The sequence below is a fragment of the Psychrobacter sp. M13 genome (assembly GCF_030718935.1).
Taxonomy (GTDB): Bacteria; Pseudomonadota; Gammaproteobacteria; order Pseudomonadales; family Moraxellaceae; genus Psychrobacter; species Psychrobacter immobilis_G.
Window position 1 is genome coordinate 1074671 of record NZ_CP132194.1, and the last position, 25615, is coordinate 1100285.

The window sequence follows — 25615 nt, forward strand, 5'->3', positions numbered from 1 at the left end:
TATACAGTGTCTTGAGTCTGTATGGGATGAATCGCTTATTTAGTGTTTATTCCCTTCTTAAGACGCTTTTTAACTTAACTTTAGCACCTTTTATTGACGGATAGTGTTTATGCGTACGCCTTTATTTATGAGCGCGGCTGGGTTGCCGTTAGTGGTAGCAATGATGAGTGTCTCGGCACAAGCTGCAGATTTTGTAGCCACCGATATCGAATTTTCGGGTCTACAGCGCCTAACCTCTGATAGTCTCTATCCAGTTTTGCCTGTTTCAGTTGGCGATACGGTGACTGATGCAAGCTTAGCGGCTAGCATCAAAGCTTTGTATGCGACTGAGAACTTTGCCAATATTCAGAGCCGTGTCACGGGTAATCAGCTGCTTTTTGCTGTCGTTGAGCGTCCGATTATCGCTGAGGTAAATTTTGAGGGCAATAAGCTCATTCCTAAAGAGGGCTTGACTCAAGGTCTTGAGAACGCAGGGTTATCGGTAGGTGAGGTGCTCAAGCAGGCGACGCTTCAAGGGGTTGCCAATGAGCTACAACAGCAATACATCTCGCAAGGCTATTATAATAGCGATATCGAAGTCGATCAGACACTACTTGATGGCAATCGCGTCAAATTAGACATCCGCTTTATAGAAGGCAAGCCCTCTAAAGTGGTTGATATTAACGTCATTGGCAATAGTCACTTTACAGATAAACAAATCAGAGATGTGTTTGCGCTAAAGGAGTCCTCTTGGACGCGCTTGTTATCTAAATCTGATCGCTATGCGCAAGAGAAGTTAGCCGCCAGTTTAGAGAGCCTCAAAGCGCTTTATCAAAATGATGGTTATGTGCGTTTTGCCGTTGATAATGCTGTGCTCAATATTAGTGAAGATAAAAGTAATGTATTTATTGAGATTAGCCTAACTGAAGGCGCGCAGTATCAGTTCGGTGAGATTAACTTCTTGGGTAAGCCTAAATTTACTACTGATGAGCTCAAAGAGCTCGTGACTTTTGCGCCTACCAATAATTATTCGCAAGCTGAGCTAGACGCAACAACCTTAGCGCTAAAAAACCGTTACGGTAATGAAGGCTATTATTTGGCTCAAATACGTCCTGTACCGCGTATTAATGATGACACCAAAGTCGTCGATATTGATTATTATATAGATCCTGCACGGCCTGTTTATGTGCGCCGAATTAATTTTAGTGGCAATGTCAAAACCATGGATGAAGTATTACGCCGTGAGATGCGCCAACTAGAGGGTGCTTTGGCCTCTAACGAAAAGATTCAGCTATCGCGGGTTCGCTTGATGCGTACTGGGTTTTTCAAAGACGTCAAAACTGAGGTTAGATCAGTACCCAATCAGCCCGATCAAATTGATGTCAACTATATCGTTGAAGAGCAACCTTCAGGTAGCTCAACGATTGCAGCGGGTTACTCACAGAGCGGCGGTATTACCTTTCAGTTAGACTTAACTCAAAATAACTTCATGGGTACCGGCAATCGAGTAAAAGCGGCCTTGTCACGCTCAGAGACTCGCGATTCTTATAGTTTGGGCTATACTGATCCGTATTTTACTGAGAATGGTGTCTCGCAAGGCATTAGTGCTTACTATCGCGAAACCAAGTATGATGATAATAACGTCAGTAACTACGTGACAGACTCCTATGGGGCAACACTAAACTATAGCTATCCAGTTGATGAAACCAAGCGCGTTAGTGCGGGTCTAAACGTGGATAATACGACAGTACGTGGTGGTCGATTCCTTGGCATCTCAAACGTTGATCGTATCTTAGAGGATGGTGGTGAATTCACCAGCCTTGATGAAGGTGCTAATTTTAAGAATGACTATACGACCTACAATCTATTATTAGGCTGGGATTATAGTACGCTTGATCGTCCCGTATTCCCGACCAAAGGTATGAGCCACAGGGTTGATGGTACTATAGGTCTAGGTGATGCCAGTTATCAAAAAGCTGTCTATAGTGGTAATATCTACTACCCGATTTATAAAGATTGGGTCGCTCGCGGCTATACTAAGCTTGGTTATGGTAATGATTTGCCGTTTTATGAGAACTTTTATGCAGGGGGTTATGGTTCAGTACGTGGCTATGAGTCCTCAAGTCTAGGACCCAGATCTAAAGCTTACAATGATGTCATTACTGGGACTGATCGTATCAGAGATGAAGAGGTCGGTGGCAACGCTTTAGCAAGTTTTGGCGCTGAGCTGATCTTGCCACTACCTTTTAAAGCGGACTGGGCCGATCAAGTTCGTCCTGTGCTATTCGCTGAAGGTGGTCAAGTATTTGATACGACTGGTAGAGAAGATAGCACCTTTACTGATCCTGTTTCAGGTACGGCAACTGAAACCCCACTACTTACTCAAGATAATAAGTTTCGCTTTAGTGCTGGTGCTGGGGTAACTTGGTATACGCCGATTGGTCCTATTTCGATCAGCTATGCGGTACCGTTTGGCGATCAAGAAGGCGATCAGACTGAAAAAGTCCAGTTCCAGATCGGTAGTACCTTCTAAGCGAGTTATAATAAGCTATAGGGTTAATGGTTTGCTCAGTTTTGTGCAAGTGTAGAGCTAGGTAAATCATTAGCTTATAACATTAAGAGATAGCCAAGGTGATGGTTTAGCTTGGCATCTATTTCTATTTTACTACTAATAATAGTACTATTAACTATGATAACGATTTCGCAACTTATCAGCCAAATTGAGCAACGTCAGCCAGTACTAAATGAGGCGACGCTCAGTCCCGAGCAGCTGCAAGTTAAGCTAAGCAGCATCGGTAATTTAATAGACGCTAAAGAATCTCAGTTAGGATTTTTGGCTGATCCAAATTACATCGTTCATCTTGCTAGCAGTCAAGCAGGTGCGGTGCTAGTGACAGAGCAGTTTTTTGATCAAGCACCTAATTCTTGTATACCGTTAGTCGTTGCAACCCCATATTTGGCATATGCGAGCGCCAGCCAGTTATTTGCGCCCAAAGCGGCTACCTCTATTATTCATCCTACAGCGGTAATCGCTGATAGTGCTGATATTGCTAGTGGCGTCAGTATTGGCGCTTTTTGTGTCATTGGTGAGCAGGTAACAATAGGCACAGGCAGCTGTCTAAAAGCACATGTCGTGGTTGAAGCAAACAGTCATATTGGTGATTATTGCTTATTTGAGTCGCAAGTGGTCGTAGCCCATAATTGTCTGATCGGCAATCATGTCCGCCTTCATACTGGGGTAAGTATCGGTAGCGAAGGTTTTGGCTTTGTACCAACTGCTGATCCAAGCGTTAGTGGCTGGGAGCGTATTGCTCAGCTGGGGCGAGTGATTATCGGTGATCATGTACGTATCGGTAGTAATACTTGTGTGGATCGTGGTGCTATCGATGATACCGTCATTGGCAATCACGTTATTATTGATAATTTAGTGCAAGTTGCGCATAACGTTCGCATTGGCGATGGAACTGCGATAGCCGCTAATACTGGTATTGCTGGTAGCACTACTATAGGCAAACGCTGTATTATTGGCGGGGCTGTTGGTATAACTGGACACATCAATATAACTGATGATGTAACTTTATCAGCTATGACTATGGTCACCAAATCGATTAATACCGCAGGGTACTATTCCTCTGGTACCGTTGCTATGCCGACGGCAAAATGGCGACGTGCTGCGGTTCGCTTTCGTCAACTAGGTAATGATTAGTTATTGCAATCGTTTTTATTAATTGTAGCCATAGTTTTTAAGCACTGCTTATTTTAAGTATTATGTATTCTAAAGATCATGTACAGAGTTTTATAAAATAATTTTAGTTTACCTTTATGAGTAAACAGCCCGCAACGATTGCAAGGAAGCACTATTATGAACGCCATCAATATCGACATAGAAACCTTGACTGATGACGATATAGAGTCATTAGCTGAGCAAAACCTGACTCTACCGCTTACTTACCATACGCTCAAGCACTATTTGCCACATCGTTATCCCTTTATGTTGGTTGATAAAATCACCGCTTGTAAGCCTGGTGAATGCATTACTGGTATCAAAAATGTGACCATTAATGAAGAGTTTTTTAATGGACATTTCCCTGATGAGCCGATCATGCCAGGGGTGCTGATGGTCGAGTCTATGGCGCAAGTTTCAGGGGTACTTGGCTTTATTAGTGCAGGGTTGACCGCTGAAGATGGCTATCTGTATTTATTTGCAGGGGTGGATAAAGTGCGCTTTAAGCGTCAAGTTATTCCCGGCGATCAGCTCATTATTAGATCTACACTAACTATGCAAAAGCGTGGTATCTATAAGTTTGACTGTACGGTACATGTGGGTCAACAGCTTGCCTGTAGCGCGCAAGTGATGATTGCTCGTCAAGAGCAGAATGCTTAGTGCTGCTGATCAGCGTCATACTCTCTCATTCGTAACGCCTTAGTGGGGCGCTCGTTGGACGGATACAAATAGTCAAAAAATCCCTTTTTAGTACCAGCTTATTGCAGCTATTATTAAAATTACCAAGGCCTATATTATGAGTCAAATTCATCCTACTGCACTCATCTCGTCATCGGCAACGATAGATGATACTGCTGTCATCGGTCCTTACTGCGTTATCGGTGAGGAAGTAACTATAGGCGCGCACACGGTGTTACATCGTCATGTGGTCGTCAGCAGGTTTACTCGAATTGGACAACATAATGAGATATATCAATTTGCCAGTATTGGTGAGGATTGTCAGGATTTAAAGTACGCAGGTGAGCGCACTTGGCTTGAGATTGGTGATCATAATATCATTCGTGAAGCTTGTAGCTTGCATCGTGGTACCGTGCAAGATAACTCGTTGACTAAGATTGGTAATCATAATTTACTGATGGTCAACACTCATATTGCTCACGATTGCACTATTGGTGATAGTAATATTTTTGCCAATAATGTAGGCATTGCAGGTCATGTGATTATAGGCAATCATACTATCGTTGGTGGTAATTCAGGTGTTCATCAGTTTTGCCGAGTAGACGATTATAGCCTGATTGGCGGTGCTAGCTTAATTGTGAAAGATGTTGCCGCTTTTACTATGGTATCAGGTAATCCAGCGCGCGCTCATGGTCTTAACGTTGAAGGTATGCGCCGCAAAGGATGGACACAAGAGACTATCGAAGTATTGCGTCAGGCTTATATTACTATTTTTAGATCAGGGCTTACGACTAAGCAAGCGCTTGATAAGCTGCAAGAAAAGGTAGCAGATGAGCCCAAAATTCAGCTGTTAATCGACTCTTTAGCGCAAAGTAGCCGCGGTGTGGTTCGCTAAAGCTGCCATATCGTACTAAGCAGTCATGACGCTCAAGTCGACTATTTAAAAGCCATAACTAATTGTTATGGCTTTTTGTATTTATAGCTTCTTGACTTTTGGCGCTGATTAGCAGAAACTGCCAAGTTATATGTAGTAAGATTGTAGCAACTTATCTTAACTAAACGTAAGTTTTAACTAACAGCAAACTAGCAATTTTTTTGATTATTATCGTTTTTTTATAAGAACCTAAGATTATCAAAGCAATTATTAGTAGATTTTAGGAGTGTTATATGGCACAGCAAAGGGAAAATTGGTCTAGTAGAACAGGGTTTATTCTAGCCGCTGTTGGTTCAGCAGTAGGATTAGGTAACATATGGCGCTTTCCCTATGTCGCTTATGATAATGGTGGTGGGGCATTTATGGTGCCTTATCTCATTGCCTTGTTAACCGCAGGTATTCCACTATTATTTTTAGATTATATTATCGGACACAAGTATCGCGCAGCAGCACCACGCGCCTATAAGAAATTCTCTCCATCAGGTCAGTTTGTGGGCTGGTGGCAAACGCTAGTCTCTTTTGTCATTGCTATCTATTACGCGGCGGTGATCGTCTGGGCAGGCAGCTATATGTTCTTCTCGTTTGGCCAAAAGTGGGGCGAGGATACGACGACCTTCTTTGTTACTGACTTTGTACAGCATACAGGCGAGCTGACTTCAGTGTTCGTACCACAGATGTTTATAGGGTTGGTCATTGTTTGGGCAGTTGCTATTTTGATTATGTTTGGTGGTATCCGTAAAGGGGTTGAGCTGGCGAACAAAATCTGTCTGCCTTTGCTTATAGTACTATTTGGTATTATGGTATTTAAAGCCGTTACTCTACCTGGCGCTGTTATTGGTCTAAATGCATTCTTTGAACCCAATTGGGTCAAAATGCAAGATCCAAATGTTTGGCTTGCCGCTTATGGTCATGTGTTTTTCTCTCTATCGGTAGGTTTTGGTATTATGGTCACTTATGCCTCCTACCTTAAAAAGAATACTAACTTAACGGGTGCAGGTTTAGTGGTTGGTTTTGCTAACTCTTCATTTGAGCTTATTGCAGGTATTGGTATCTTTGCCGCTATTGGCTTTATGGCAATGTCAACTGGTCAAGATGTTGCGGAAGTTGCTAGTGGCGGTGTTGGCCTTGCTTTCTTTGTCTTCCCTAAAATCATCTCGACGATGGGTGCAAGCGGCGATTTTGTTGGCTTCTTATTCTTTGGCTCTCTAGTGGTCGCTGGTATTAGCTCGCTCATTAGTATTTTAGAAGTGCCAATCTCGGCCTTTCAAAGTAAATTTGACTGGTCACGCAAAAAAGCCGTTGCCCTGATTTGTGGTGTCTGTGCGGTGATCTCTATTGGTGCTTTCTCGACAGGTAGCTCGCTGGTGCTCGTTGATGTGATCGATCATTTCGCCAATAACATTGGTATTGTAGCGGGTGGTCTAATGTCTATCGTATTAGTCACTTGGTTTAATCGCAATAAAATCCCAGGCTTGCTGGCGCACATCAACAGTGTCTCTAGCATCAAACTAGGCGGTGCTTGGATATTTATGTTGACGGTTATTACGCCTACTGTTTTGACTATCTCTTTAGGTCTGAAATTTATTGATCTGGTTAAAACACCTTATGAGGGCTACTCTTCAACCATCCTGTTATTGTTTGGCTGGGGCGTTGTGGTGTTCTTTGGCTTAGGGGCATTTATACTGAGTCGTATGAAAGGTATCCATGACGCAGAAGATGATAAAGCTCGCCTGCTCGATGATGCACGCTAAATAAGGCATCAAAAATCTAGCAGATAGAAATTATTTTATAAGGATTTACTATGAGTACTTCAGCTATTATTTTTATGATTATCTCTATGGTATTGATATGGGGTGGCTTGATTGCTGCAATCATTCATCTAAGAAATAATCCTGATATTCCGATGGATCAGGTTCCTGATGATCGATATTAATACTTTTATAGTGTAGAAATAAAAGTATTAGTTACCATAAAAAAATGCCAGTCAGCTTTTACTGTCTGGCATTTTTGGTTTTGAGCTGTTAGGCGTAGGGTGCGTTCCACACACCGATATCGAAATTACGAATAACAAATGGTGCGCTGGAGGGCACCCTACAAAAGCTAAAAGAGTTAAACTTTCAATTGCACGTTTTTAGTTTTGATCTAAATAATGTTGCAGCTACAGCAAATTAAGCTCAGGCACGCTCTGTCCACGTTTGGCATAAAAATCATTAACGAACTGATCAAAGGTATCTTCTTCGATAGCTTGTCTAATACCTGCCATTAAGCGCTGATAATAACGTAGATTATGAATGGTCGCTAACTGCGCCCCAAGCATCTCTTTACATTTATTCAGATGGTATAGATAAGCACGGCTAAAGTTTTGACAAGTGTAGCAGTCACATTCAGGATCTAGTGCACCTGTATCCTCGCGATACTGACTATTACGAATACGTACTACTCCTGCATTATCAGCATCCCCTGTGACAAAATAATGACCATTACGCGCATTACGCGTTGGCATGACGCAGTCAAACATATCGACACCGCGCCGTACGCCCTCAACCAGATCCTCAGGCTTACCAACACCCATGAGATAGCGGGGCTTATCCGCTGGCATATCGTCAGGGAGATAATCAAGCACCGCCATCATCTCATCTTTAGGCTCACCAACGGATAGACCACCGATAGCATAACCATCAAAGCCGATATTTAGTAGACCCTCAAGCGACTGCTGGCGTAAATCACTATACATACTGCCTTGCACGATGCCAAACAGCGCATTGGTGCTGCCAAGCTTTTGATGCTCATCAAGACAGCGCTGACCCCAACGTAAGGACAGCTCTAGAGACTTTTTGGCCTCATCATGAGTGGCAGGATAGGGCGTGCATTCATCGAACTGCATAACGATGTCAGAATTGAGACTATACTGAATCTGCATGGATTTTTCAGGCGATAAAAATACCTTTGCGCCATCGATAGGCGATTTGAAGTTTACTCCTTCCTCAGTAATCTTACGCATAGCGCCTAAGCTGAACACTTGAAAGCCACCTGAGTCGGTCAAGATCGGCTTGTCCCAATGCATAAATTTATGTAGACCACCAAATTTATCAATAATGTCAGTGCCTGGACGTAACCACAGATGAAAGGTATTACCCAAGATAATATCCGCGCCAATAGCTTCGATATCGCGCGGCAACATGCCTTTGACCGTACCATAAGTACCTACTGGCATAAAGGCTGGGGTTTGCACATTGCCATGATTTAGATGCACGGTACCACGACGAGCACGGGACGCGCCTACAGCCGTTTTATGTAAAGTAAATTGCATAAGATAGTCGCTTTTTAATCGATAAAATGGCGCTGATTATACCATTGCTAGATGATTTTTGTGAGTTGAATAGTTTTTGTGAGACGCTTATTAGTAACTTGTCAGTTTAGCTCCTAGTTTTAAGCGACTAGTGCTGAGCACAGCAGTTTTAAGTATAGTAGTGTTGAGCATGGCAGAGCTATACCTATACTTAAAAGACACAGACAGTAAGACTGCAAAATTGCTAAAGTGAGATTTAGATAAATGATTATATAAATAACGGCAAGGACAAGCTATGAAAGTTGGTGTTTATTTATTAGTAGGCAGTTTATTAACCTTACCAGGAGTGGCTATGGCTACTGAAGAACCCAAGTATACGGTATTGAATCAAGTAGATGATTTTGAGCTGCGTCGCTATGATCCGCAAATTGTGGCACAAACGTGGGTGTCAGGCAGTCAAAAGCAAGCGGGTAATAGAGGCTTTAGAATACTAGCCGATTATATCTTCGGTAATAATACCGCGCCTAGTGGTGAGAGTAGTAAGATCAGCATGACGTCACCTGTCAAAATGCAGCCCCAAAGGGCCGATAGTGATAAGTCACAAAAGATAGCTATGACCTCTCCTGTAGCCATGCAAGAGCAAGATGGTAAGTGGCGAGTTAGGTTTGTCATGCCAAGTAAATATACGATGCAGACATTGCCAACGCCTAACAACGCTGAGGTTAGTATTATTGAAGTACCCATGCAGACTTACGGCGTGATTAAGTTTTCAGGGCTTACAGGTGAGCAAAAAGTCGCGGAGAAGACTCAAGCGCTAAAAAATTGGATGCAAGGTCAAAATTTAAAGATAATAGGGGATGCTGAGATGGCACGTTACAATCCGCCATGGACATTGCCCTTTATGCGCCGCAATGAAGTTATGATTGAGTATCAAGCTAATTAATAATAATGACGGTGATGATTACCCATAAAAAAGACAGCCTAGGCTGTCTTTTTTAGTCTCGCTATTCACTAGAGTCTTTATAAGCTACTAGCTGTTTTGCTCACGGATGATGTTTAGCATACGACGCAAGGGTTCAGCTGCGCCCCATAATAGCTGATCGCCGACAGTAAACGCCCCTAGATATTCAGGACCCATATTTAGTTTACGTAGACGACCAACAGCTACTGTCAAAGTGCCAGTGACCGCGACTGGCGTTAGGCGCTGTATAGTCGCCTGCTTATCATCTTCAACCACGTCTAACCACTGATTACCACTGTTTTTTAGCGCCGCTTCAATCTCGCTCAATGGAATATCTTTTTTGAGCTTGATAGTAAGCCCTTGTGCATGACAGCGCATAGCACCAATACGCACACACATCCCGTCGATAGCAATCGTGTTATCAGCATTATTACCTAAGATTTTATTAGTCTCAACGCCGCCCTTCCATTCCTCTTTTGACTGCTTATTATCTAATTGAACATCGATATAAGGAATTAAGCTACCTGCTAATGGCACACCAAAATACTGCTGCGGAAAGTCCGCTGAGCGCTGAGTAGCAGCGATCTTTTTATCAATCTCAAGGATAGCGCTTGCAGGATCAGCCAGCTCATCGGCAACCGCGTCACGCAACACACCCATACCTTCGATCAGCTCCCGCATATTGTTCGCGCCTGAGCCACTAGCCGCTTGATATGTCATCGCGCTGACCCACTCAACCCAGCCTCTATTGAACAGCTCACCAATTGCCATTAGCATGAGCGATACTGTACAGTTGCCACCGATGAAGTCTTTGGTGCCACCCGCTAATGCTTTATCAATGACTAAACGGTTCACTGGATCAAGAATAATAACGCTATCATCTTGCATACGTAAAGTACTGGCAGCATCAATCCAATAGCCGCTCCAACCGCTATCGCGCAATGGCTGATGTACCTTTTGAGTATAGTCGCCACCTTGGCAAGTAATAATCACATCACAAGCAGCTAGAGCGTCGATATCATGAGCGTCTTTTAATTGACCAGCGTCAATATCATCAAAGCTTGGCGCATCGCCGCCAGCATTACTGGTCGAGAAGAACACTGGGGTAATACCAGCGAAGTCTTTTTCGTCACGCATACGCTGTACAAGTACCGAACCGACCATACCGCGCCAGCCGACCAAACCTACTGTCAAGTTGCTCATCAGATGTAATCCTTATTTACTGTTGTTTATTGCCAAACTATTTGCTATAAAGTCAACCAGTAACAATGCCGTGAATAGCCTTAAAAAGCAAGACGTTTACGAATAATTTCTAACATTTTTAGTCATAAATTAGTTTGATAGCTATTAACTTTTAATTATTTATTTAATAGCTACACAATAAAGCGCTAACATCGTGCACAATAGATCTTAAAATTATAATATTTTACTATTAGCTTTTTGCTACTACTTCAATAACGGGTTCATAAATCTCATGGATTTTATTTTTATATATTATGCTGTGCAGCTACTGGCAGGATTTGTGATTTTTGTCACCATTTGGGGCTGGATACGCTTAGATAACTGGTGGGTGCGAGCGGTTGAATTCCCTCGTATTCAAATACTGGTACTGGGTGCTAGCGCTTGGCTTTGCATGTTGCTTTTTGGGCCGTTAGTTTCTGGATTAGAGTGGCAAGCTAAAGAGTGGACATTGTTCGTCGCCCTTAGCGTCTCGTTAGGCTTTCAGCTGCGTATGGTATTGCCTTATACGCGACTGTGGAAAAAAGAGGTACAAGAAGCTAAAGTCAAAGCGGATGGCGATAGCACTCATCAGCTCAAAATCATGGTCTCAAACGTACTAACCCCTAACAATGAGACTCAAAAACTCATCGATTTAGTCAATGAACAGCAGCCTGATATTTTGATTACCCTTGAGAGTGATAAAAAGTGGGAGCAAGCGCTAAGCGTCATTGAAGCTGATTATCCTTATACGGTCAAAGTGCCTTTAGACAATCTATACGGCATGCATCTATACTCTAAGCTTGAGCTTATAGATCCTCAGGTTAAGTATCTAATGATCGATGATATCCCCTCTATTCATAGTCAAATGCGCTTGCCAAGTGGCCGAGTCATTTGGCTATATTGTCTGCATCCGATGCCGCCAAGTCCAACTGAAGCTGATAAGTCAACGACTCGTGATGCTGAGCTGCTAATGGTCGGGCGTCATATCTATGATAATGATCAGACTGCGATTTTAGCGGGCGACTTGAATGATGTGGCGTGGTCAAAGACGACGCGGCGTTTTCAGCGTATCTCAGGCCTACTTGATCCACGTATTGGCCGCCATTTTATCAATACCTTTCATGTTAAGTATCCGTTCTTGCGCTGGGCACTTGACCATATCTTCCATAGTGCCTGCTTTACGGTAGTGGATATCAAACGCATGCCATCAATCGGTTCTGATCATTTTCCTGTATTAACTACCTTGCAGTACGAGCCTGAAGAGATTAGGCAACAGGAGCAAAACGCGCCGACAAAAGATGCAGAGGACATTAAAGAGACGGAGAATAAAATTAAGGAGGGCAAAAAGGAAGGTCGTAAGGTTTCTAAAGAGCATGCAGAGGAGACTATAAAAAGGGGTCAACAAGACGCTAACTGTAAATCTGCTTAAGCAATGCATTAGCACTTTATTATGAATGATCTATATGACTTGATTGTAAGCAAAAGCGTACAGACAAAGGGGTCTTTAGCGTCTAGGTGAGTAGGAGTGATTGATCTATAATACCTCCTATCAGCACAAGGAGCGTTAAGGATAACGTGTTGAGGCGTTGGCAGCATTAGCTAAGCTTACGTTTATGACTTAGGATAAGTCAGCAAGGATGAGATAATAATTATACGATAAACTGCCTAAAACCCAAACCTATTGCCCAAGGTTTGGGTTTTTTCTTATCGATTGGTTTTATGATTGTGCTAAGTGTGGCATATCTAAAGCAGGTAACAATACTATTTAAAGGTTGGTAATATTGGATAATTATAAAGCTCTAAACAATTGCTTAAATTGGTTTTATACCTTAGAGTAAAAGCTTATGAGCTAATTGTATTTTCTAAGCCAACTGTATTTTCTAAGTTAACTGCACTTTGTAAGCTGACCATCATTGGAGTCGTAATGAAAACAGACTTTTTATCATTTTTAAAGCCAGTGACGAGGTCAACCTTACTACCCACACTATTATCCCTATCAGTAATAGGGTTGAGCGCTTGCGGTGGTTTTGATGACTTGGATGCGGCAAGAGCGGCAGGTGCTGGTATTGGCAGTACAGTGACCAATCCAAATCAACCTGTTGATCCAGAGATACAAAGCAATTGGCGTTATTCCTCTAGTGAAACTGATGATACTATCTTTTCAGTAACTGCCAATAATAATGCGATTAATAGCTTTATAGAACCTAATACTAATCTTCGAGCTATACCAAGAGTTGAGCTTAAAAAACAACTGGTAAATAACTTTATTGTAGAGTCAGTCAGTATAATTGCAGGTGGGGCAGTGGTTTGCTTGCCTTCTTGCGATGTGCGTATTCGTTTTGATAATCAATTTGCTATTTATCGGATGCAAGATAGCGGAGATGGTATTCTCAAACCTGCTAATAGTAATATTGAAGCTGCTTTATTTAGCAAATTCACTACCTCAAATAAAGCGATAGTGAGCCTACCTATCGTTGGCTTTGGCAATGCATTTGATGCAGAGTTTGATTTGCGCAACTATGATCCCAATCAGATGTCTATATCACGATAATTTGTGATAAAGTCGCAGTTTTTTAGTGCAAAAAAAATGGCCTATCTATTAGATAAGCCGTTTTTTATTGAGCGCTTCTACATTGTTATTTATTCGAGCACTTGAATGTAGGAGCTGGCGCGTAGCTCTTGCAGCCAATCCTCTTGAGCTTGCGGCGCTAGTCGCTGATACAATGCCTGACGAGCCATATCACGACGGTATTCATCGCTAGCATCATATTGACGCTCATCGACTACTTTTAAGATATGCCAGCCGAATTGAGTTTTGAATGGCGCTGAATAATCACCAACGCTCGTGTTTTTCATTGTCGCCTCAAAAGGTCCGACCATATCTTGCTCGCTGACCCATTCCAGATCACCACCGCGCCCTGCTGAGCCTGGATCATCTGAATAAGTAGAGGCCAATCCTGCAAAGTCAGCGCCTTGACGCAGTTGTTCATATAGGTCATTAATCTTTTGCTCCGCTAGCGCATCCGTCTGCAAGTCATCTACTTTGACTAGGATGTGACTGGCACGCCACTGCGGTACGATCATTTTGTCGCTAGACTTTTTGTTCGCAAGCTTAATGATATCTATGCCCTCAGGCGTCACCAATGGCGCGCTGACTGCGCCAACGTCAAGCTTAGTGATCTCGCTCGATAGCTCAGTCGGTAGCGATGCGGCTTTATGGTAGCCCATATCGCCACCTTGTATATTAATAGCATAGCTGCTTTGTACAGCCGCTATAGCAGCGGCTACGTCGACATTGGGCGCTTGCAGACGACTACGTAAAGTTTGAGCTACTGCTAGAGCTTCATCGCGCTGAGCTTGCGATAGACGACTATAATCATCTATGTATGGCACACGCACATGAATGGTTTGATACTCACTTTGGTTCAAGCGTTTAGCTTCAGGAGAGGCTAAAAATGAATCAACATCTTGCTCGCTGATACGCACCCGACTACCCACTTGACGCTGCTGCAAAGACTGAATAGCGGAGTCTTCAATCAGCTGCGCACGTAAAGCGGCATAACTGCCAGGTTGCTCGGCATCTAAGCGTTGTTGCAGGGCGGCAAGGCTATTGACACCTTCGCTTTGCCCAATTTGTGCTAAGCGCTGATTGATGGCTGCTTCGTCAGGCTTAACGCCAGCACGGTTGGCTAATGACAACTGCAACTCACGCAATATCAGCGCGTTAAGTACCTCAGATTGTAGCTGCGCTGAATTAGCTAAGGGTTGGCCTGCCGCTGTAGCGCGTGCTTGCGTCTGTTCTATAGCCTCGATTAAGTCGCTCTTTAAGATAGCGTTGTCATTAACCAGAGCAATAATACCATCGGTGCTAGTAGCCGCGCTCAGACGATTGGCTGTATTTTGCGCCATAGCACTGTTATTTGTGGTGGCATCGGCCTGATTATTCACCGTTGCCGCTTGAGCATTGACGCCCAAAAATAAGCAAGCACTACCAGCACTCATGGCGATCAGTACAGCACGACTAGTCTGACGTAAAGAAAAAATACTCATAATGTTCCTTATTATTGTGATCTTAAAATAGGATGATTTAACGGCATATGTTATTTAATAATAGTTTTTGATAATCACTAATCTTTCCACGCGCTTTGCACAGGCTCAAAGCCCAATACCTTATCAGTGAGTAGGCGTGTCAAGCGACTATCGCCACTGCCTAGACCGCTTAATCTAATCTCAGCCATTACCGCTTGAGTTGGCTCATCTCTTACATTTAAATCATTGTAGTAGCGTCGACCATAAACAGCAAAACCAAAGCAACAATCCTCATAATCAATCCCTACTAAAGCATCTAACATCTTATCACGGCGGTGATCATATTGGCCTTGAGCTATCACGCGCCAGTTATTGTTTACAGGAAATACTGCAGAGGCAGTAATCGCGGATAATGGCAGCTGGTTAGTATTCTCATCACTTTCGCGCTTGATATAGCCAACATTGAATAAACTATTGTTAGAAGGCTGATAGCGCAGTTCAGTGGTGATAAAGTTTAAATCATAGTCACTTGTTAGCGCACCGCTCACATCAACCCAAAGATTATTGTAAGGCTGAATACTCGAATCCCAAACCATGCCTGATGATGAGCTATTGAATAACTGCTGATCACCATCTAAGGTCACGCGACCATCGTCGATATAGAATTGTTCTGCAATGCTACCATCGAAACGTGTCACCCCCGTTGCATCGATGTAACGATAATTAATCCCAGGCGTTATGGCGTGCAAGTCTTGCAGGCGATCGTGTCCTAAGAACCAGCTGTCTGAAAACAGCTGCTCATAGTTAATAGAAGCAATGCGAGTGTTAAAGTTTGGAATATCGTTTTGATTCTTAAACGGCGAATATGTATATTTTAGGCGGGGACTTAGGAGCTGATAGCCACCCATAGTATCGTCAAACGCCCCAAACGGAGAACCAGCACGATACAAATGTAAGCCTGCATCGATACTAGCTTGTGGCACTAGCACCGATTGACTTCCATCATCTTCACTAAGCTCATTATCTGCTAAGCTATCTTGATCGTATGAGGTGTATAAATGCTGTACGCTCAGCTTAGGTTTGATATAACCCCAAGCGGACTCTAACGGGTAAGCGGCGCTAAGCTTATTATAGACACGGACGCCACTTTTTTCAGCTTCTGAGCCATCATCGATAGATTTTTTGAAGTAAGCGGAATCATGAACCCCCGTTATATCGAACGCTTTTGCCCACGGTAGACGATAGTCAAGGGTCAACTGCGGCAGGCGTGAATAGGGCTTGTCCTTGTCTTGTAAAGGTTCGCCATTATTATTAAAAGCATCTAACGTCTGAAAGGTCTCAACCTTCAGCTCGCCATTCACAAAATCATTATAGTAGTTGAGCCGCGCGCGTCTAGGCAGGTTTACAGTATTATCTGATAGCCCTAGTGTATCAAAGTCGTTTAAGTAGTCAGCGTCTGAGACATAGCTATACTTGGCATCACCGCTTAAACGTGGAATATCGCTTGATGACCAATAATGATCATAGAAAAAACTATTGCGATCCTCACCATCGTATTCTTTATCATTAGGTAAATATGAGCCATTAAAAATACCTGAACCATAATCTTGGGTTAAATAGCGAAACTCACCTGAGAGCATAGGGTTACGATTGGTATAGATATGAGTGTTAAGCGTCGCATCATAATTGGGTGCTAGATTAAAATAATATGGAATATCAATCTCAACACCGTTCTCACTACCAACGCTGGCATTAGGTAATAAAAACCCGCTGCTACGCCTTGAGTCAATCGGAAAATTAAAATAAGGCAGATAGAAGACAGGCACATCAGCTATGCGAAAGGTAGTATTATAGGCTTCGCCACGACCCGTATCCGTATCTAGGTCGATACTTTTTGCATCAAGCTGCCACTTACGATCAGTGGGCGGGCAGGTGCTAAACATCACGTTATCAAGCTCGTATTGACTCTCATTGGGACGATTTAGCTGCTGGGCGTAACCATGCGCTTGTAACGGTACGCTGGCAAAAGCCACATCATAAGCGGTTGATTGCCCTGTCTGGGTGCTATAGTTTAAACTATCTGCTACGCCAATTAGACCGCCTTGAGCTACTTTTTGGGTAACAGGTGTTTGCCGGTTAGTGTTTCTAAAAGCCGTTGGATTGCTAAAAGCGGCAGGCTGGTTTCTATTATTAACCTGACTATTGGCACCATTGCCTATCGCTTGATCGGTAAACATGACCTTACCTTGAGCGGCTGCAACCCCTGTAGTCAAGTCTAATACGACTTTATCGGCCTCGATATGCTGCGTGCCTTGATCGATAATGACATTACCTGACAGCTCAGCGTAATTAATATTATTATAGTAGCCATAATCAGACTCAGTAAACAGCGATGCCTTACTGTTCGGCAGATTCGCAGGATCAATAGCCGCCTGCCCATTATTCAGCCTATTATTAGCTTCATTGACCGCACGTTGATAGTTGGGATTACTATTAGGATAGACCCATTGACCCTCGCAGCGCTGAGCACTATCGATTGCATTGGGTAGCAGTTTTAGGTCTCTGCCTACGGGTTGTAGAGTTGAGCTCAGCTTACCTGAGTCGGTAGTCGACTGCTCGTTTACAGATTGATCACCTTTATCATCGAAGCTTGTCTCAGGCTTTAACTGATAAAATTCAGCCAAGCGTACCAAGCTATCTTGAATACTTTCATCATCTGCATTCAAAGCCTTGTCATTAACTGGGTCGTCATTAACTACTTTATTAGCATTAATAGCCGTATCGTTTTGGCTAGATATCACTACAGTATCCGCGTCATTAGCGCTGTTAGTAATGGCAGTCACAGGTATAGCGCTTTCAGCTAAAGCGCTGTATGAGCTATCCGTAATCAAATCATCAGTCAGATCATTTTGAGCATTAGCTAGTAAAGTTGGGCTATCGGTAATCAGAGGCGCAGCAGTTTGCAGATCGGAGCTTACGACGTCAGCTGCAGCTACGCTTAGCCCAGTCAAACTCAAGGCCCCAAATAAGATCAGGCGAATGCTTTGATACAGCGGAGAATATAACAAGGGCGCACCTATGATTGTAAAGCTTCGTGGATGATGATCAAAATAACACTTTATCATTTATAAACAGCAACAATATAACGATTAGATAATAACGAACAAGCAATAACGAATAAACACTGCTGCCATGTAAGACTATAGTTTGTACGGCTATAAATATTAACGACTTATGATAGTCAAAAAAAACCAAATCAGCTACACTATTGAGCAACTTTTATTATTGACCTCATTTTTAAAGTGAGGGCACGCTCTAGATCATTATAGAAAAGGTCTTTTGTAATAAGCCTAAGTGAATAGTCTAAATGGTTCGCCATTTTAGCAAGTATTTGCCTGATTTATCATTATATTTAACTTGTGAATTTTTTTATGACAAATAAGCCTTTTAGCCTTGATGCTACTGCCAGCACAGCTGACGATAATAGCGCGATAACGTGTAGCCGCCTGCAACAATTACATAGCTGGTTGCAAAAAGTGTTTGAGCAGCCCTATACTCTAACGAGCTTACCTGGGGATGCCAGTGCTCGCCGCTATCATCGCCTGCAACTGGTTAATGAGAATGTAGATGCAGGTGCCAGCCGTTACATGGTTATGGACTCAGCAGATGAACAAGACGCCATGCAGCAGTTTATCAAAGTCACCAAAATAATGACACCTGCGATAAATGTGCCAAAGCTGATAGCACAAGATATCGAACAAGGGTTCTTGGTATTACAAGATTTTGGCTCTGTAGAGTTTGCTGATTTATTGCCAGAGGCGACTCATAAGCAGGTGGATAAGCACTATCAGTTAGCCATGCAAACCTTGATAGCGCTTCAGCGCTTAGATACGAATGTCGTCAAGTCTGAGTATCAGTTGCCAGATTATGACACGGCGCTCCTAAACCGTGAGATGGATCTTTTTCGCGACTGGTTTGTGCCTTATATCGAAGTGGAGTTAGACCAAAATATCTGGAACGCGCTAAAAGCTGCGGTAATCAAAGAGATTTTGGCGCAGCCGCAAGTGGTTGTACATCGTGACTATCACAGTCGTAACTTGATGCAAGATCAGGCTGATAATGCTCAATTGGGCGTTATAGACTTTCAAGATGCGGTGATTGGCGCTTATAGCTATGATTTAGTATCACTAGTGCGTGACGCTTATGTAGAGTGGCCTGAGCCCCAAGTATCACAGTGGATTTATGATTATTGGCAATTGCAACAGCGGGCTAATCTGCCAACAGCGGCCAGTGCTGAGCAGTTCGAGCATGATGTCAATATTATGGGTGTTCAACGTCAACTAAAGGTCTTAGGGATTTTTATTCGTCTGTTTCAACGCGATGGTAAGAGTCGCTATTTGGCAAATATCCCCAAAGTATTAGATGACTTGATGTTCGAGCTGGAGTGGCTTGAAACTCAGGGTAGTGATGAGCTGATAGTAGCAATAAAACCTTTTAATAAATGGTTAATAGAGACGGTATTACCGACTTGTCAGTCGAAGTTTGTGCAGCAATATATTTAGCTATATTGGTCGATCTAAGAGAGCTATATTCAATACTATTATAAATAAGGAGCAGGCATGGCGGTAATAACGCAGGCTATGATACTAGCAGCAGGCAAGGGCACGCGTCTGCGTCCATTGACTCTAAAGACGCCGAAGCCTCTAGTAGAAGTGGGCGGACAGCCTCTTATCGTCTGGCATATCAAAGCGCTACAAGAGGCAGGCATCACTGATATTACGATTAATGCCTCTTATCTAGCGGACAAGCTTATGGATGAGTTAGGTGATGGGTCGCAATTCGGTGTACGTCTACACTGGTCAGTAGAGGCAGGCGAGCCACTTGAGACCGCAGGCGGGATATTTCACGCGCTACAAACGGATAAATTGCAAAACGCGCCTTTTATCTTAATTAACTCTGATGTGTGGACAACTTACGATTTTGCACAGTTGCAAGAATATGAGCTTGGGGCTGATCAAATGGCGCATTTATTATTAATCGATAATCCACAGCACAATAATGGCGGTGACTTTGCTGTTAATAATGGCTTGGCTAGCGAGCAAGCCATTGGCGATGCGGATAAATACACTTTTGCTGGTATTAGCGTGCTATCGCCGCGTCTACTTGATGGCATAGTTACAGGTCAAGCGGCTGCACTGGCACCCTTACTATGTAAGGCTATGATTAAGTTTCAAGTAACCGCTGCTATCATTACTGATAACTGGGTAGATGTCGGTACGCCTGAGCGCCTAGAGCAAGTAAATGAGTTTATCAACAGCCATGATATTAGCCAGCATCGCGGAGTCTGAATAATAAATAGCAATAAAAAAGCAGCATTGACTAGTCAATGCTGCTTTTTTTAGCTTTGATATTAAACACTAATATTTAGGTCTATAAGTTTTCAGACACCCATCGCCAATCTAATCAATTGCGCGAAAATAAACACAACCAAAAACCCACCGATATACAAACCAATAAACCAGACCCACTGCGATTGTTTTTTACTAAGATTTTTCATTATAACCTCTAGATTGTTAGTTATTTTGGCAACTGTATTTATACCGTTACCAAAACGCTATCAGTACATAGGCTCATGATTGGATTTGCCTTTGAAAGTATAATAAGCAAACGCGGTATAGCTCAAGATAATAGGTAACATAATACCTGCGCCAATCAACATAAACGATAACGAAGTATCCGCCGCCGCCGCCTCATAAATAGTCATCTGATAAGGCACGATATAAGGGAATATCGCAAAACATACCCCAATATAACCCATCAAAAATAACCCAACTGTCAATAAAAAAGGACGATATTCACGGTCGCTAGTGAGATCTTTACGCATAAAAAAGAAAAGCAATAATACGATAATCGGCATAGGCGCTAGGTATAGCAGTCCTGGGAAACTAAACCAGCCCTCTAGAGCATCGATGTCAGAGAAAAACATAAAGCCGGTCACAACGACCATAGCGACCACTAATGCTGAGAGTATCCAGCCAGATACCTTGCGCGCCCATACTTGCAGCTTATGCTCAGTCTTGATAATAAGCCACGTCGAGCCAAGCAGTGCATAGCCGATAATCATTGCAATACCGCAAACAATGGCGAATGGGGTTAGCCAATCGAAGGGTCCGCCACTATAAAGGCGATTACTTGCCTCAATACCTTGTATTAAAGCACCGAGCATAATGCCTTGGAAAAAAGTGGCCGTAACAGAGCCTACAAAGAAAAACGTATCCCATATATGACGACGGGTATTGGCTTTGAAGCGAAACTCAAACGCCACCCCGCGCATAATCAAACCAAACAGCATAAAGGTAACGGGCAAATATAAGCCACTCATTATAATGCCATAGGCAACTGGGAACGCGGCAAATAAACCACCACCACCCAGTACCAGCCATGTCTCATTACCGTCCCAAAATGGGGCGATAGAGTTCATGATACGGCTACGGTTTTTATCTGACCCTGCAAAGGGGAATAATATACCACAGCCCAAATCAAAACCATCGAGCAGCACATAGATAAAGACCGATAGTGCAATCAAGCCGCCCCAAATCAGCGGTAAGTCTAATACATCACCATAATTAAACATTAGCGTAGCCCTCCATCATCGACATCATCAGCAGGCGTATCTAAATCCTCAGCATCACCTTTAGTCTTTTCAGCAGCGTTACTATCACCGCTTAGTGTACGACCTTGACCTTCCGTAATTGAATGCTCATAGAAGTTGTCATCAGCAGGATCCTCATAAGGCTTAGGTCCTTGGGCGACTAGACGTAAGATATAAAAGCTACCAGCACCGAAAACGAAAATATACAGAACAATAAAACCTATGAGTGTCGTGGCGACTTGCTGGGCTGCAATGGGCGACATGCTCTCAGCGGTACGGATAACACCATAGACCGTCCAAGGCTGACGTCCTACTTCAGTGACGAACCAACCTGAAAGTATCGCGATAAATCCCATAGGCGTCATCACCATCCATGCACGGTGAAACCATTTGCTTTGCGGGTTATAGTGCTGTTTTTTAAAGTATTTATAAATACTGAACAGACCGACAAATACCATCAAAGTGCCAATAGCAACCATGATTCGAAATGCCCAAAACACAATAGCGACAGGGGGTTGATCCTCTGGTGCCCAGTTTTTAAGCCCTTTGATCTCTCCATCTAATGAATGGGTCAAAATCAAACCTGAGACGTAAGGGATTTTAACTTCGTACTTGTTAGTCTGATTGTCTTGATCAGGAATCGCAAAAAGACGTAATGCAGCTCCGCGCTCATCCTCCCAGATACCTTCCATCGCCGCAACTTTTGCTGGTTGGTGCTCAAGCGTGTTTAGACCATGCTCATCACCAATAAATACCTGGACAGGTGCGACAAAAATAGCCATAATCATCGCCATACCCAGCATAACCTGACCATGCTTACGATGATCAGTATGCTTTTTGGACTGGATATAGTAAGCACCGATACCACCGATGACAAAGGCAGTTGTCAAAAATGCTGCCGTCACCATATGCGCAAGACGGTAGGGGAATGAGGGGTTAAATATAATCTCAAGCCAGTTGGTTGGATACAAGAGGCCATCAGCGCCTATCATAAAACCTTGTGGGGTCTGCATAAAGCTATTGGCTGACAAAATCCAAGTAGCCGATATCAGCGTACCTATAGCCACAATTGCTGTTGCGGCAAAGTGCATGCGTTTACTAACCCGTCCCCAACCAAAGAGCATAATACCCAAAAATGAGGCTTCTAAGAAAAACGCGGTCAATACTTCATAGGCTAATAATGGACCTATGACGTTACCTGCTTTATCTGCGAACACGGCCCAGTTAGTCCCAAACTGATAGGACATCACAACGCCTGATACTACACCTAGTCCAAACACTACGGCGAATATCTTAACCCAGTGCTTATAGACTTCGGCATAGATAGGCTCACCCGTTCTCAGCCAGCGAAATTCTAATACCGTCAAAAAGCTGGCAAGCCCGATAGAAAAGGCGGGAAAAACAATGTGAAAGGAGATAACAAAAGCGAACTGGATTCGCGCTAGTATTAGCGCGTCCATTTGGTCGATCATAAATGCAGCGAACATAAACGGTTACCTTTATCTGTTAGCTAAGTGGCGCAAGCTTCCATGATATGCGCAAGTAACTGTCCGTAATTGTCGTAACTATTTGTGAAAGATCAAACAGATCTTAATAATAGGGAGCGGCAAATGTCACGGGCAATAGCCAAATATTCGTGAGCTGAGAATGGATACTAGCTAAATGCAAGTAAGTAACATTTAGCTAAAGTGTCGAATTGATATCCCTATAATTCAACAACCACCCGTTAATAGAATCAATAAATTGCTATCTTTTAATGTCGATATATTATGCGCCTAGCAGCACTATGTCGCAAGTAACAGCCTGTTATAAATACACACCTAATGGTCATAAACCAGCTGTTGAAATACCAAAGCACTCTTTAAAATACTCAATGAGCCATTTACTAAAAACTGGCTATCTTCGTATTTCTATCAATCATAACCTTAGCAATATCTGCTGGGTCAGCTGCTGTAACACCATCGATTAATGCCGATTGATCAAGGTCTTTACTAGGTAAGTAGATGGCACAAACTTCGACTTGAGTTTGAGTTTTTTGCATAACAGCTTTCATTAAGCCTTGAGCGCTCATGTTCTTGGGCGGCTGACCCATAGTCACACTAGATGGAGCATCGCGTAGCGCCATATCACCAGCTGGGCCGCACAGTAGTACGCGAGTGGCAGCGCCCTGCTGTGCTGATTGCATCGTCAGTACCATTGACATCAGCTGTACTTGCGCGTCATCTGAGGTGACGATCACTAGTAAAGGAGGCGTTAATGCTTTGACAGAGCGCGTCTCTTCAGCAGAAGCAGAGCCAGCTGCTAAAAAAGTAATAGCAGCACTTAGGGCGGTAATAAGGATTCTTTTCATAATATTTCTCTCATTGTTGTACAAAGTTATCGGCTATTACTTCACTCTTTAAGGCAAACAGCCGTCGAAAGATAATGCTGATAATGTATGTGTAAGCATAAGTGTAAGAGGTAACACTACTTTATGTTTAACAGACCCTAGATATATTTAGATAAATAATAGTAATATATAAATATATAATGTATTTACATATAGTAACATGCTATAGTGAATTTATTACAGTTATTTAATAAAAAAATTAAACATATAGTTAATCCAGAATAAAAGAGATACATCCCATATCACGAAACAGTTTAGGTAGATCATTCTCCATCCACCCTTGGCGTAGAAATTTTGCCTGTGCCCATTTTTTCTCTATGGGATTAAGATCAGGACTGTAGGGTGGCAGCCATAGAATACGATGGCCATGTCTGTTCAGTAATTTTTGAATGCGTTTGTTTTTATGAAATCGAGCATTATCCATAACAATTACGCATTTGGTTTTAAGGCTTGGAATGAGTGTGTGTTTGCACCAGTGGTAGAATATGTCACCATTAATATTCTGCTCAAAGTAATCAAGCGCAAACAGCATCTTTTCATACAAAGCCCCGATAACATTAGTACGCTTTTTTGATTGCCAGTTGTAGCTACCAATGCAAGGCGTTCCAATGGGCGCATAGCCGTAAGGGCGAATGGTTTCAGCCTCAAAGCCGCTTTCATCCATGAAAACGATGGGATAGCATTGCTTCATAAAACGATCAAGCTTACTCTGATATTCCGCTCTTTTGATTGGACATGCTTTTGGATGTTCTAAGGTCTTTTTTTTGACTGATACCAAGGCGCTTTAAGGCAATCTCAATGCCTGATTTGCTACAATTTAAACGCTGTGCTCTCTCATACATATAATCGTCTGGATACTGTTCAACATCTTTTAATAGCACGTCATTAGGTATTTTACTGGGTGGTTTATTCCGAGTTTGTTTGATACTTGGGTTTTTCAGCCAGCGCTGTAATGCGGTTTTACTAATATTGTAGAAAGTACACGCTTCACGAATACTCATGTCTTTACTTTTAACACTTTTGATCACTTGAGCTCGGAAGTCTGCTGAATAGGTCATATATTCTTATACCATTTCGCTTGTTTTAAAACAATTGTATCTTATTTATAAAAGACTGACTATAGCTAACTAGTCTAAAAGTTAAGATTGGAGTCATGCCTATAGCTGAAATAGCTTAAGCGCTCCTAGGGGGAAAAATGAAAGTTATTATGTTATCGCTACTTATTATGTTTGGTCTAAGCTCATATGTTCATGCAGACGATGCGCTATCAGTGACACCCAATGAGGTTTGGCGCTTAGTGCAACAAGATCCTGATCAGTTGCTATTTATTGACATCAGAGATCCTGTAGAGATTATGTTCGTCGGGTTTACCGATGCTGTCGATATCAATATCCCGTTTAAGTCGGTTGATCGCACTCAATTCAATGAGGATAAGGCTGTTTTTGCTATGCGCAGCAATTCGGACTTTGCTAGTGATATTGAAGAGGCGCTCAAGGCTAAGGGGCTTGATAAAGACGCTTTAATAGTGACTATGTGCCGCTCAGGCTCGGAGCGTGGTAAGCCAAGCGCTGACTATTTATTAACCCAAGGATTCACCAATGTAAAGTACATCGACCATGGTTTTCAGGGCAGCGCGGTCAAGCAAGGTGTCATGAAAGGGTTTCGCATAATGAATGGTTGGCAAAACTCAAAACTGCCGTGGTCATCAACGCTTGATGCCACCAAAATTAATAAACCTTAATTCTCAGTACTGTAACCA

At 42.8% G+C, this 25615-nt stretch carries 21 protein-coding genes; 12 read left to right on the forward strand and 9 right to left on the reverse strand.

Annotated elements, in window-relative coordinates; all coding sequences use genetic code 11:
• The first annotated feature begins 109 nt into the window (after window positions 1–109).
• From bamA to Q9G97_RS04550, 6 genes are all read left to right on the forward strand, one after another.
• Window positions 110–2512: an outer membrane protein assembly factor BamA gene (bamA, locus tag Q9G97_RS04525; RefSeq protein ID WP_305899885.1), complete on the forward strand. Its 2403-nt coding sequence runs from the start codon at window positions 110–112 to the stop codon at window positions 2510–2512.
• A gap of 156 nt (window positions 2513–2668) precedes the next feature.
• Complete coding sequence (lpxD, locus tag Q9G97_RS04530) at window positions 2669–3685, forward strand: UDP-3-O-(3-hydroxymyristoyl)glucosamine N-acyltransferase (RefSeq protein WP_305899886.1); 1017 nt, start codon at window positions 2669–2671, stop codon at window positions 3683–3685.
• A gap of 156 nt (window positions 3686–3841) precedes the next feature.
• Entirely contained in the window at window positions 3842–4363 is a 522-nt protein-coding gene (gene fabZ, locus Q9G97_RS04535; RefSeq protein WP_305899887.1) for a 3-hydroxyacyl-ACP dehydratase FabZ, read from the forward strand.
• Between the two features lie 136 nt (window positions 4364–4499).
• The gene (gene lpxA / locus Q9G97_RS04540) at window positions 4500–5276 is read left to right on the forward strand and encodes an acyl-ACP--UDP-N-acetylglucosamine O-acyltransferase (RefSeq protein ID WP_201572687.1); all 777 of its coding nucleotides are present in this window, start codon (window positions 4500–4502) and stop codon (window positions 5274–5276) included.
• Between the two features lie 272 nt (window positions 5277–5548).
• Complete coding sequence (locus Q9G97_RS04545) at window positions 5549–7066, forward strand: sodium-dependent transporter (protein WP_305899888.1); 1518 nt, start codon at window positions 5549–5551, stop codon at window positions 7064–7066.
• 50 nt (window positions 7067–7116) lie between these two features.
• Window positions 7117–7248, forward strand: a complete 132-nt coding sequence (locus tag Q9G97_RS04550; protein WP_305899889.1) for a methionine/alanine import family NSS transporter small subunit — start codon at window positions 7117–7119, stop codon at window positions 7246–7248.
• 225 nt (window positions 7249–7473) lie between these two features.
• On the opposite strand, the gene tgt is transcribed toward Q9G97_RS04550, so the two are convergent.
• Window positions 7474–8625 (reverse strand): tRNA guanosine(34) transglycosylase Tgt, encoded by a 1152-nt coding sequence (gene tgt, locus Q9G97_RS04555; protein WP_305899890.1) that lies wholly within the window; start codon window positions 8623–8625, stop codon window positions 7474–7476.
• Between the two features lie 274 nt (window positions 8626–8899).
• On the opposite strand from tgt, the gene Q9G97_RS04560 reads away from it, so the two are divergent.
• Window positions 8900–9547, forward strand: a complete 648-nt coding sequence (locus Q9G97_RS04560; RefSeq protein ID WP_305899891.1) for a heme-binding protein — start codon at window positions 8900–8902, stop codon at window positions 9545–9547.
• Window positions 9548–9634: 87 nt separating this feature from the next.
• Here Q9G97_RS04560 and asd read toward each other — a convergent pair whose 3' ends face one another.
• On the reverse strand, window positions 9635–10759 hold the full coding sequence (gene asd / locus Q9G97_RS04565) for an aspartate-semialdehyde dehydrogenase (protein ID WP_305900267.1): 1125 nt from the start codon (window positions 10757–10759) through the stop codon (window positions 9635–9637).
• Window positions 10760–11039: 280 nt separating this feature from the next.
• Here asd and Q9G97_RS04570 point away from each other — a divergent pair, with 280 nt between their 5' ends.
• Entirely contained in the window at window positions 11040–12215 is a 1176-nt protein-coding gene (locus Q9G97_RS04570; protein WP_305899892.1) for an endonuclease/exonuclease/phosphatase family protein, read from the forward strand.
• Window positions 12216–12710: 495 nt separating this feature from the next.
• Window positions 12711–13337, forward strand: a complete 627-nt coding sequence (locus Q9G97_RS04575; protein WP_305899893.1) for a hypothetical protein — start codon at window positions 12711–12713, stop codon at window positions 13335–13337.
• Window positions 13338–13426: 89 nt separating this feature from the next.
• On the opposite strand, the gene Q9G97_RS04580 is transcribed toward Q9G97_RS04575, so the two are convergent.
• Complete coding sequence (locus Q9G97_RS04580) at window positions 13427–14836, reverse strand: peptidylprolyl isomerase (RefSeq protein ID WP_305899894.1); 1410 nt, start codon at window positions 14834–14836, stop codon at window positions 13427–13429.
• Window positions 14837–14913: 77 nt separating this feature from the next.
• Window positions 14914–17883 carry an LPS-assembly protein LptD gene (locus Q9G97_RS04585; RefSeq protein ID WP_305899895.1) on the reverse strand — a complete coding sequence of 990 codons (2970 nt, stop codon included), beginning with the start codon at window positions 17881–17883 and terminating at the stop codon, window positions 14914–14916.
• Between the two features lie 363 nt (window positions 17884–18246).
• Between Q9G97_RS04585 and Q9G97_RS04590 the strand changes: the two genes are divergently transcribed.
• On the forward strand, window positions 18247–19377 hold the full coding sequence (locus Q9G97_RS04590; RefSeq protein ID WP_305899896.1) for an aminoglycoside phosphotransferase family protein: 1131 nt from the start codon (window positions 18247–18249) through the stop codon (window positions 19375–19377).
• Between the two features lie 57 nt (window positions 19378–19434).
• The gene (gene murU / locus Q9G97_RS04595; protein ID WP_305899897.1) at window positions 19435–20163 is read left to right on the forward strand and encodes an N-acetylmuramate alpha-1-phosphate uridylyltransferase MurU; all 729 of its coding nucleotides are present in this window, start codon (window positions 19435–19437) and stop codon (window positions 20161–20163) included.
• Between the two features lie 269 nt (window positions 20164–20432).
• Here murU and cydB read toward each other — a convergent pair whose 3' ends face one another.
• The 5 genes from cydB to Q9G97_RS04620 form a co-directional block, all read right to left on the reverse strand.
• Window positions 20433–21449, reverse strand: coding sequence for a cytochrome d ubiquinol oxidase subunit II (cydB, locus tag Q9G97_RS04600; protein WP_305899898.1), 1017 nt, complete (start codon window positions 21447–21449; stop codon window positions 20433–20435).
• Window positions 21449–22954, reverse strand: a complete 1506-nt coding sequence (locus tag Q9G97_RS04605; RefSeq protein ID WP_305899899.1) for a cytochrome ubiquinol oxidase subunit I — start codon at window positions 22952–22954, stop codon at window positions 21449–21451. Before Q9G97_RS04605 ends, cydB begins: the two co-directional genes overlap by 1 nt.
• A gap of 398 nt (window positions 22955–23352) precedes the next feature.
• On the reverse strand, window positions 23353–23817 hold the full coding sequence (locus tag Q9G97_RS04610) for a hypothetical protein (protein WP_305899900.1): 465 nt from the start codon (window positions 23815–23817) through the stop codon (window positions 23353–23355).
• A gap of 250 nt (window positions 23818–24067) precedes the next feature.
• Entirely contained in the window at window positions 24068–24634 is a 567-nt protein-coding gene (locus Q9G97_RS04615; RefSeq protein ID WP_305899901.1) for an IS630 family transposase, read from the reverse strand.
• Window positions 24561–24914: an IS630 transposase-related protein gene (locus tag Q9G97_RS04620; RefSeq protein WP_201613354.1), complete on the reverse strand. Its 354-nt coding sequence runs from the start codon at window positions 24912–24914 to the stop codon at window positions 24561–24563. The genes Q9G97_RS04615 and Q9G97_RS04620 overlap by 74 nt, the downstream gene beginning before the upstream one ends.
• Before the next feature lie 137 nt (window positions 24915–25051).
• Here Q9G97_RS04620 and Q9G97_RS04625 point away from each other — a divergent pair, with 137 nt between their 5' ends.
• The gene (locus Q9G97_RS04625; RefSeq protein WP_305899902.1) at window positions 25052–25597 is read left to right on the forward strand and encodes a rhodanese-like domain-containing protein; all 546 of its coding nucleotides are present in this window, start codon (window positions 25052–25054) and stop codon (window positions 25595–25597) included.
• Window positions 25598–25615 lie beyond the last annotated feature (18 nt).

Coding starts and splice junctions, on each gene's coding strand:
- tgt (WP_305899890.1), bottom strand. CDS start 8,625: ATGCAATTTACTTTACATAAAACGGCTGTAGGCGCGTCCCGTGCTCGT.
- Q9G97_RS04570 (WP_305899892.1), top strand. CDS start 11,040: ATGGATTTTATTTTTATATATTATGCTGTGCAGCTACTGGCAGGATTT.
- Q9G97_RS04605 (WP_305899899.1), bottom strand. CDS start 22,954: ATGTTCGCTGCATTTATGATCGACCAAATGGACGCGCTAATACTAGCG.
- Q9G97_RS04550 (WP_305899889.1), top strand. CDS start 7,117: ATGAGTACTTCAGCTATTATTTTTATGATTATCTCTATGGTATTGATA.
- Q9G97_RS04625 (WP_305899902.1), top strand. CDS start 25,052: ATGAAAGTTATTATGTTATCGCTACTTATTATGTTTGGTCTAAGCTCA.
- Q9G97_RS04545 (WP_305899888.1), top strand. CDS start 5,549: ATGGCACAGCAAAGGGAAAATTGGTCTAGTAGAACAGGGTTTATTCTA.
- lpxD (WP_305899886.1), top strand. CDS start 2,669: ATGATAACGATTTCGCAACTTATCAGCCAAATTGAGCAACGTCAGCCA.
- Q9G97_RS04560 (WP_305899891.1), top strand. CDS start 8,900: ATGAAAGTTGGTGTTTATTTATTAGTAGGCAGTTTATTAACCTTACCA.
- Q9G97_RS04620 (WP_201613354.1), bottom strand. CDS start 24,914: ATGACCTATTCAGCAGACTTCCGAGCTCAAGTGATCAAAAGTGTTAAA.
- Q9G97_RS04580 (WP_305899894.1), bottom strand. CDS start 14,836: ATGAGTATTTTTTCTTTACGTCAGACTAGTCGTGCTGTACTGATCGCC.
- Q9G97_RS04610 (WP_305899900.1), bottom strand. CDS start 23,817: ATGAAAAGAATCCTTATTACCGCCCTAAGTGCTGCTATTACTTTTTTA.
- lpxA (WP_201572687.1), top strand. CDS start 4,500: ATGAGTCAAATTCATCCTACTGCACTCATCTCGTCATCGGCAACGATA.
- bamA (WP_305899885.1), top strand. CDS start 110: ATGCGTACGCCTTTATTTATGAGCGCGGCTGGGTTGCCGTTAGTGGTA.
- fabZ (WP_305899887.1), top strand. CDS start 3,842: ATGAACGCCATCAATATCGACATAGAAACCTTGACTGATGACGATATA.
- murU (WP_305899897.1), top strand. CDS start 19,435: ATGGCGGTAATAACGCAGGCTATGATACTAGCAGCAGGCAAGGGCACG.
- cydB (WP_305899898.1), bottom strand. CDS start 21,449: ATGTTTAATTATGGTGATGTATTAGACTTACCGCTGATTTGGGGCGGC.
- Q9G97_RS04575 (WP_305899893.1), top strand. CDS start 12,711: ATGAAAACAGACTTTTTATCATTTTTAAAGCCAGTGACGAGGTCAACC.
- Q9G97_RS04590 (WP_305899896.1), top strand. CDS start 18,247: ATGACAAATAAGCCTTTTAGCCTTGATGCTACTGCCAGCACAGCTGAC.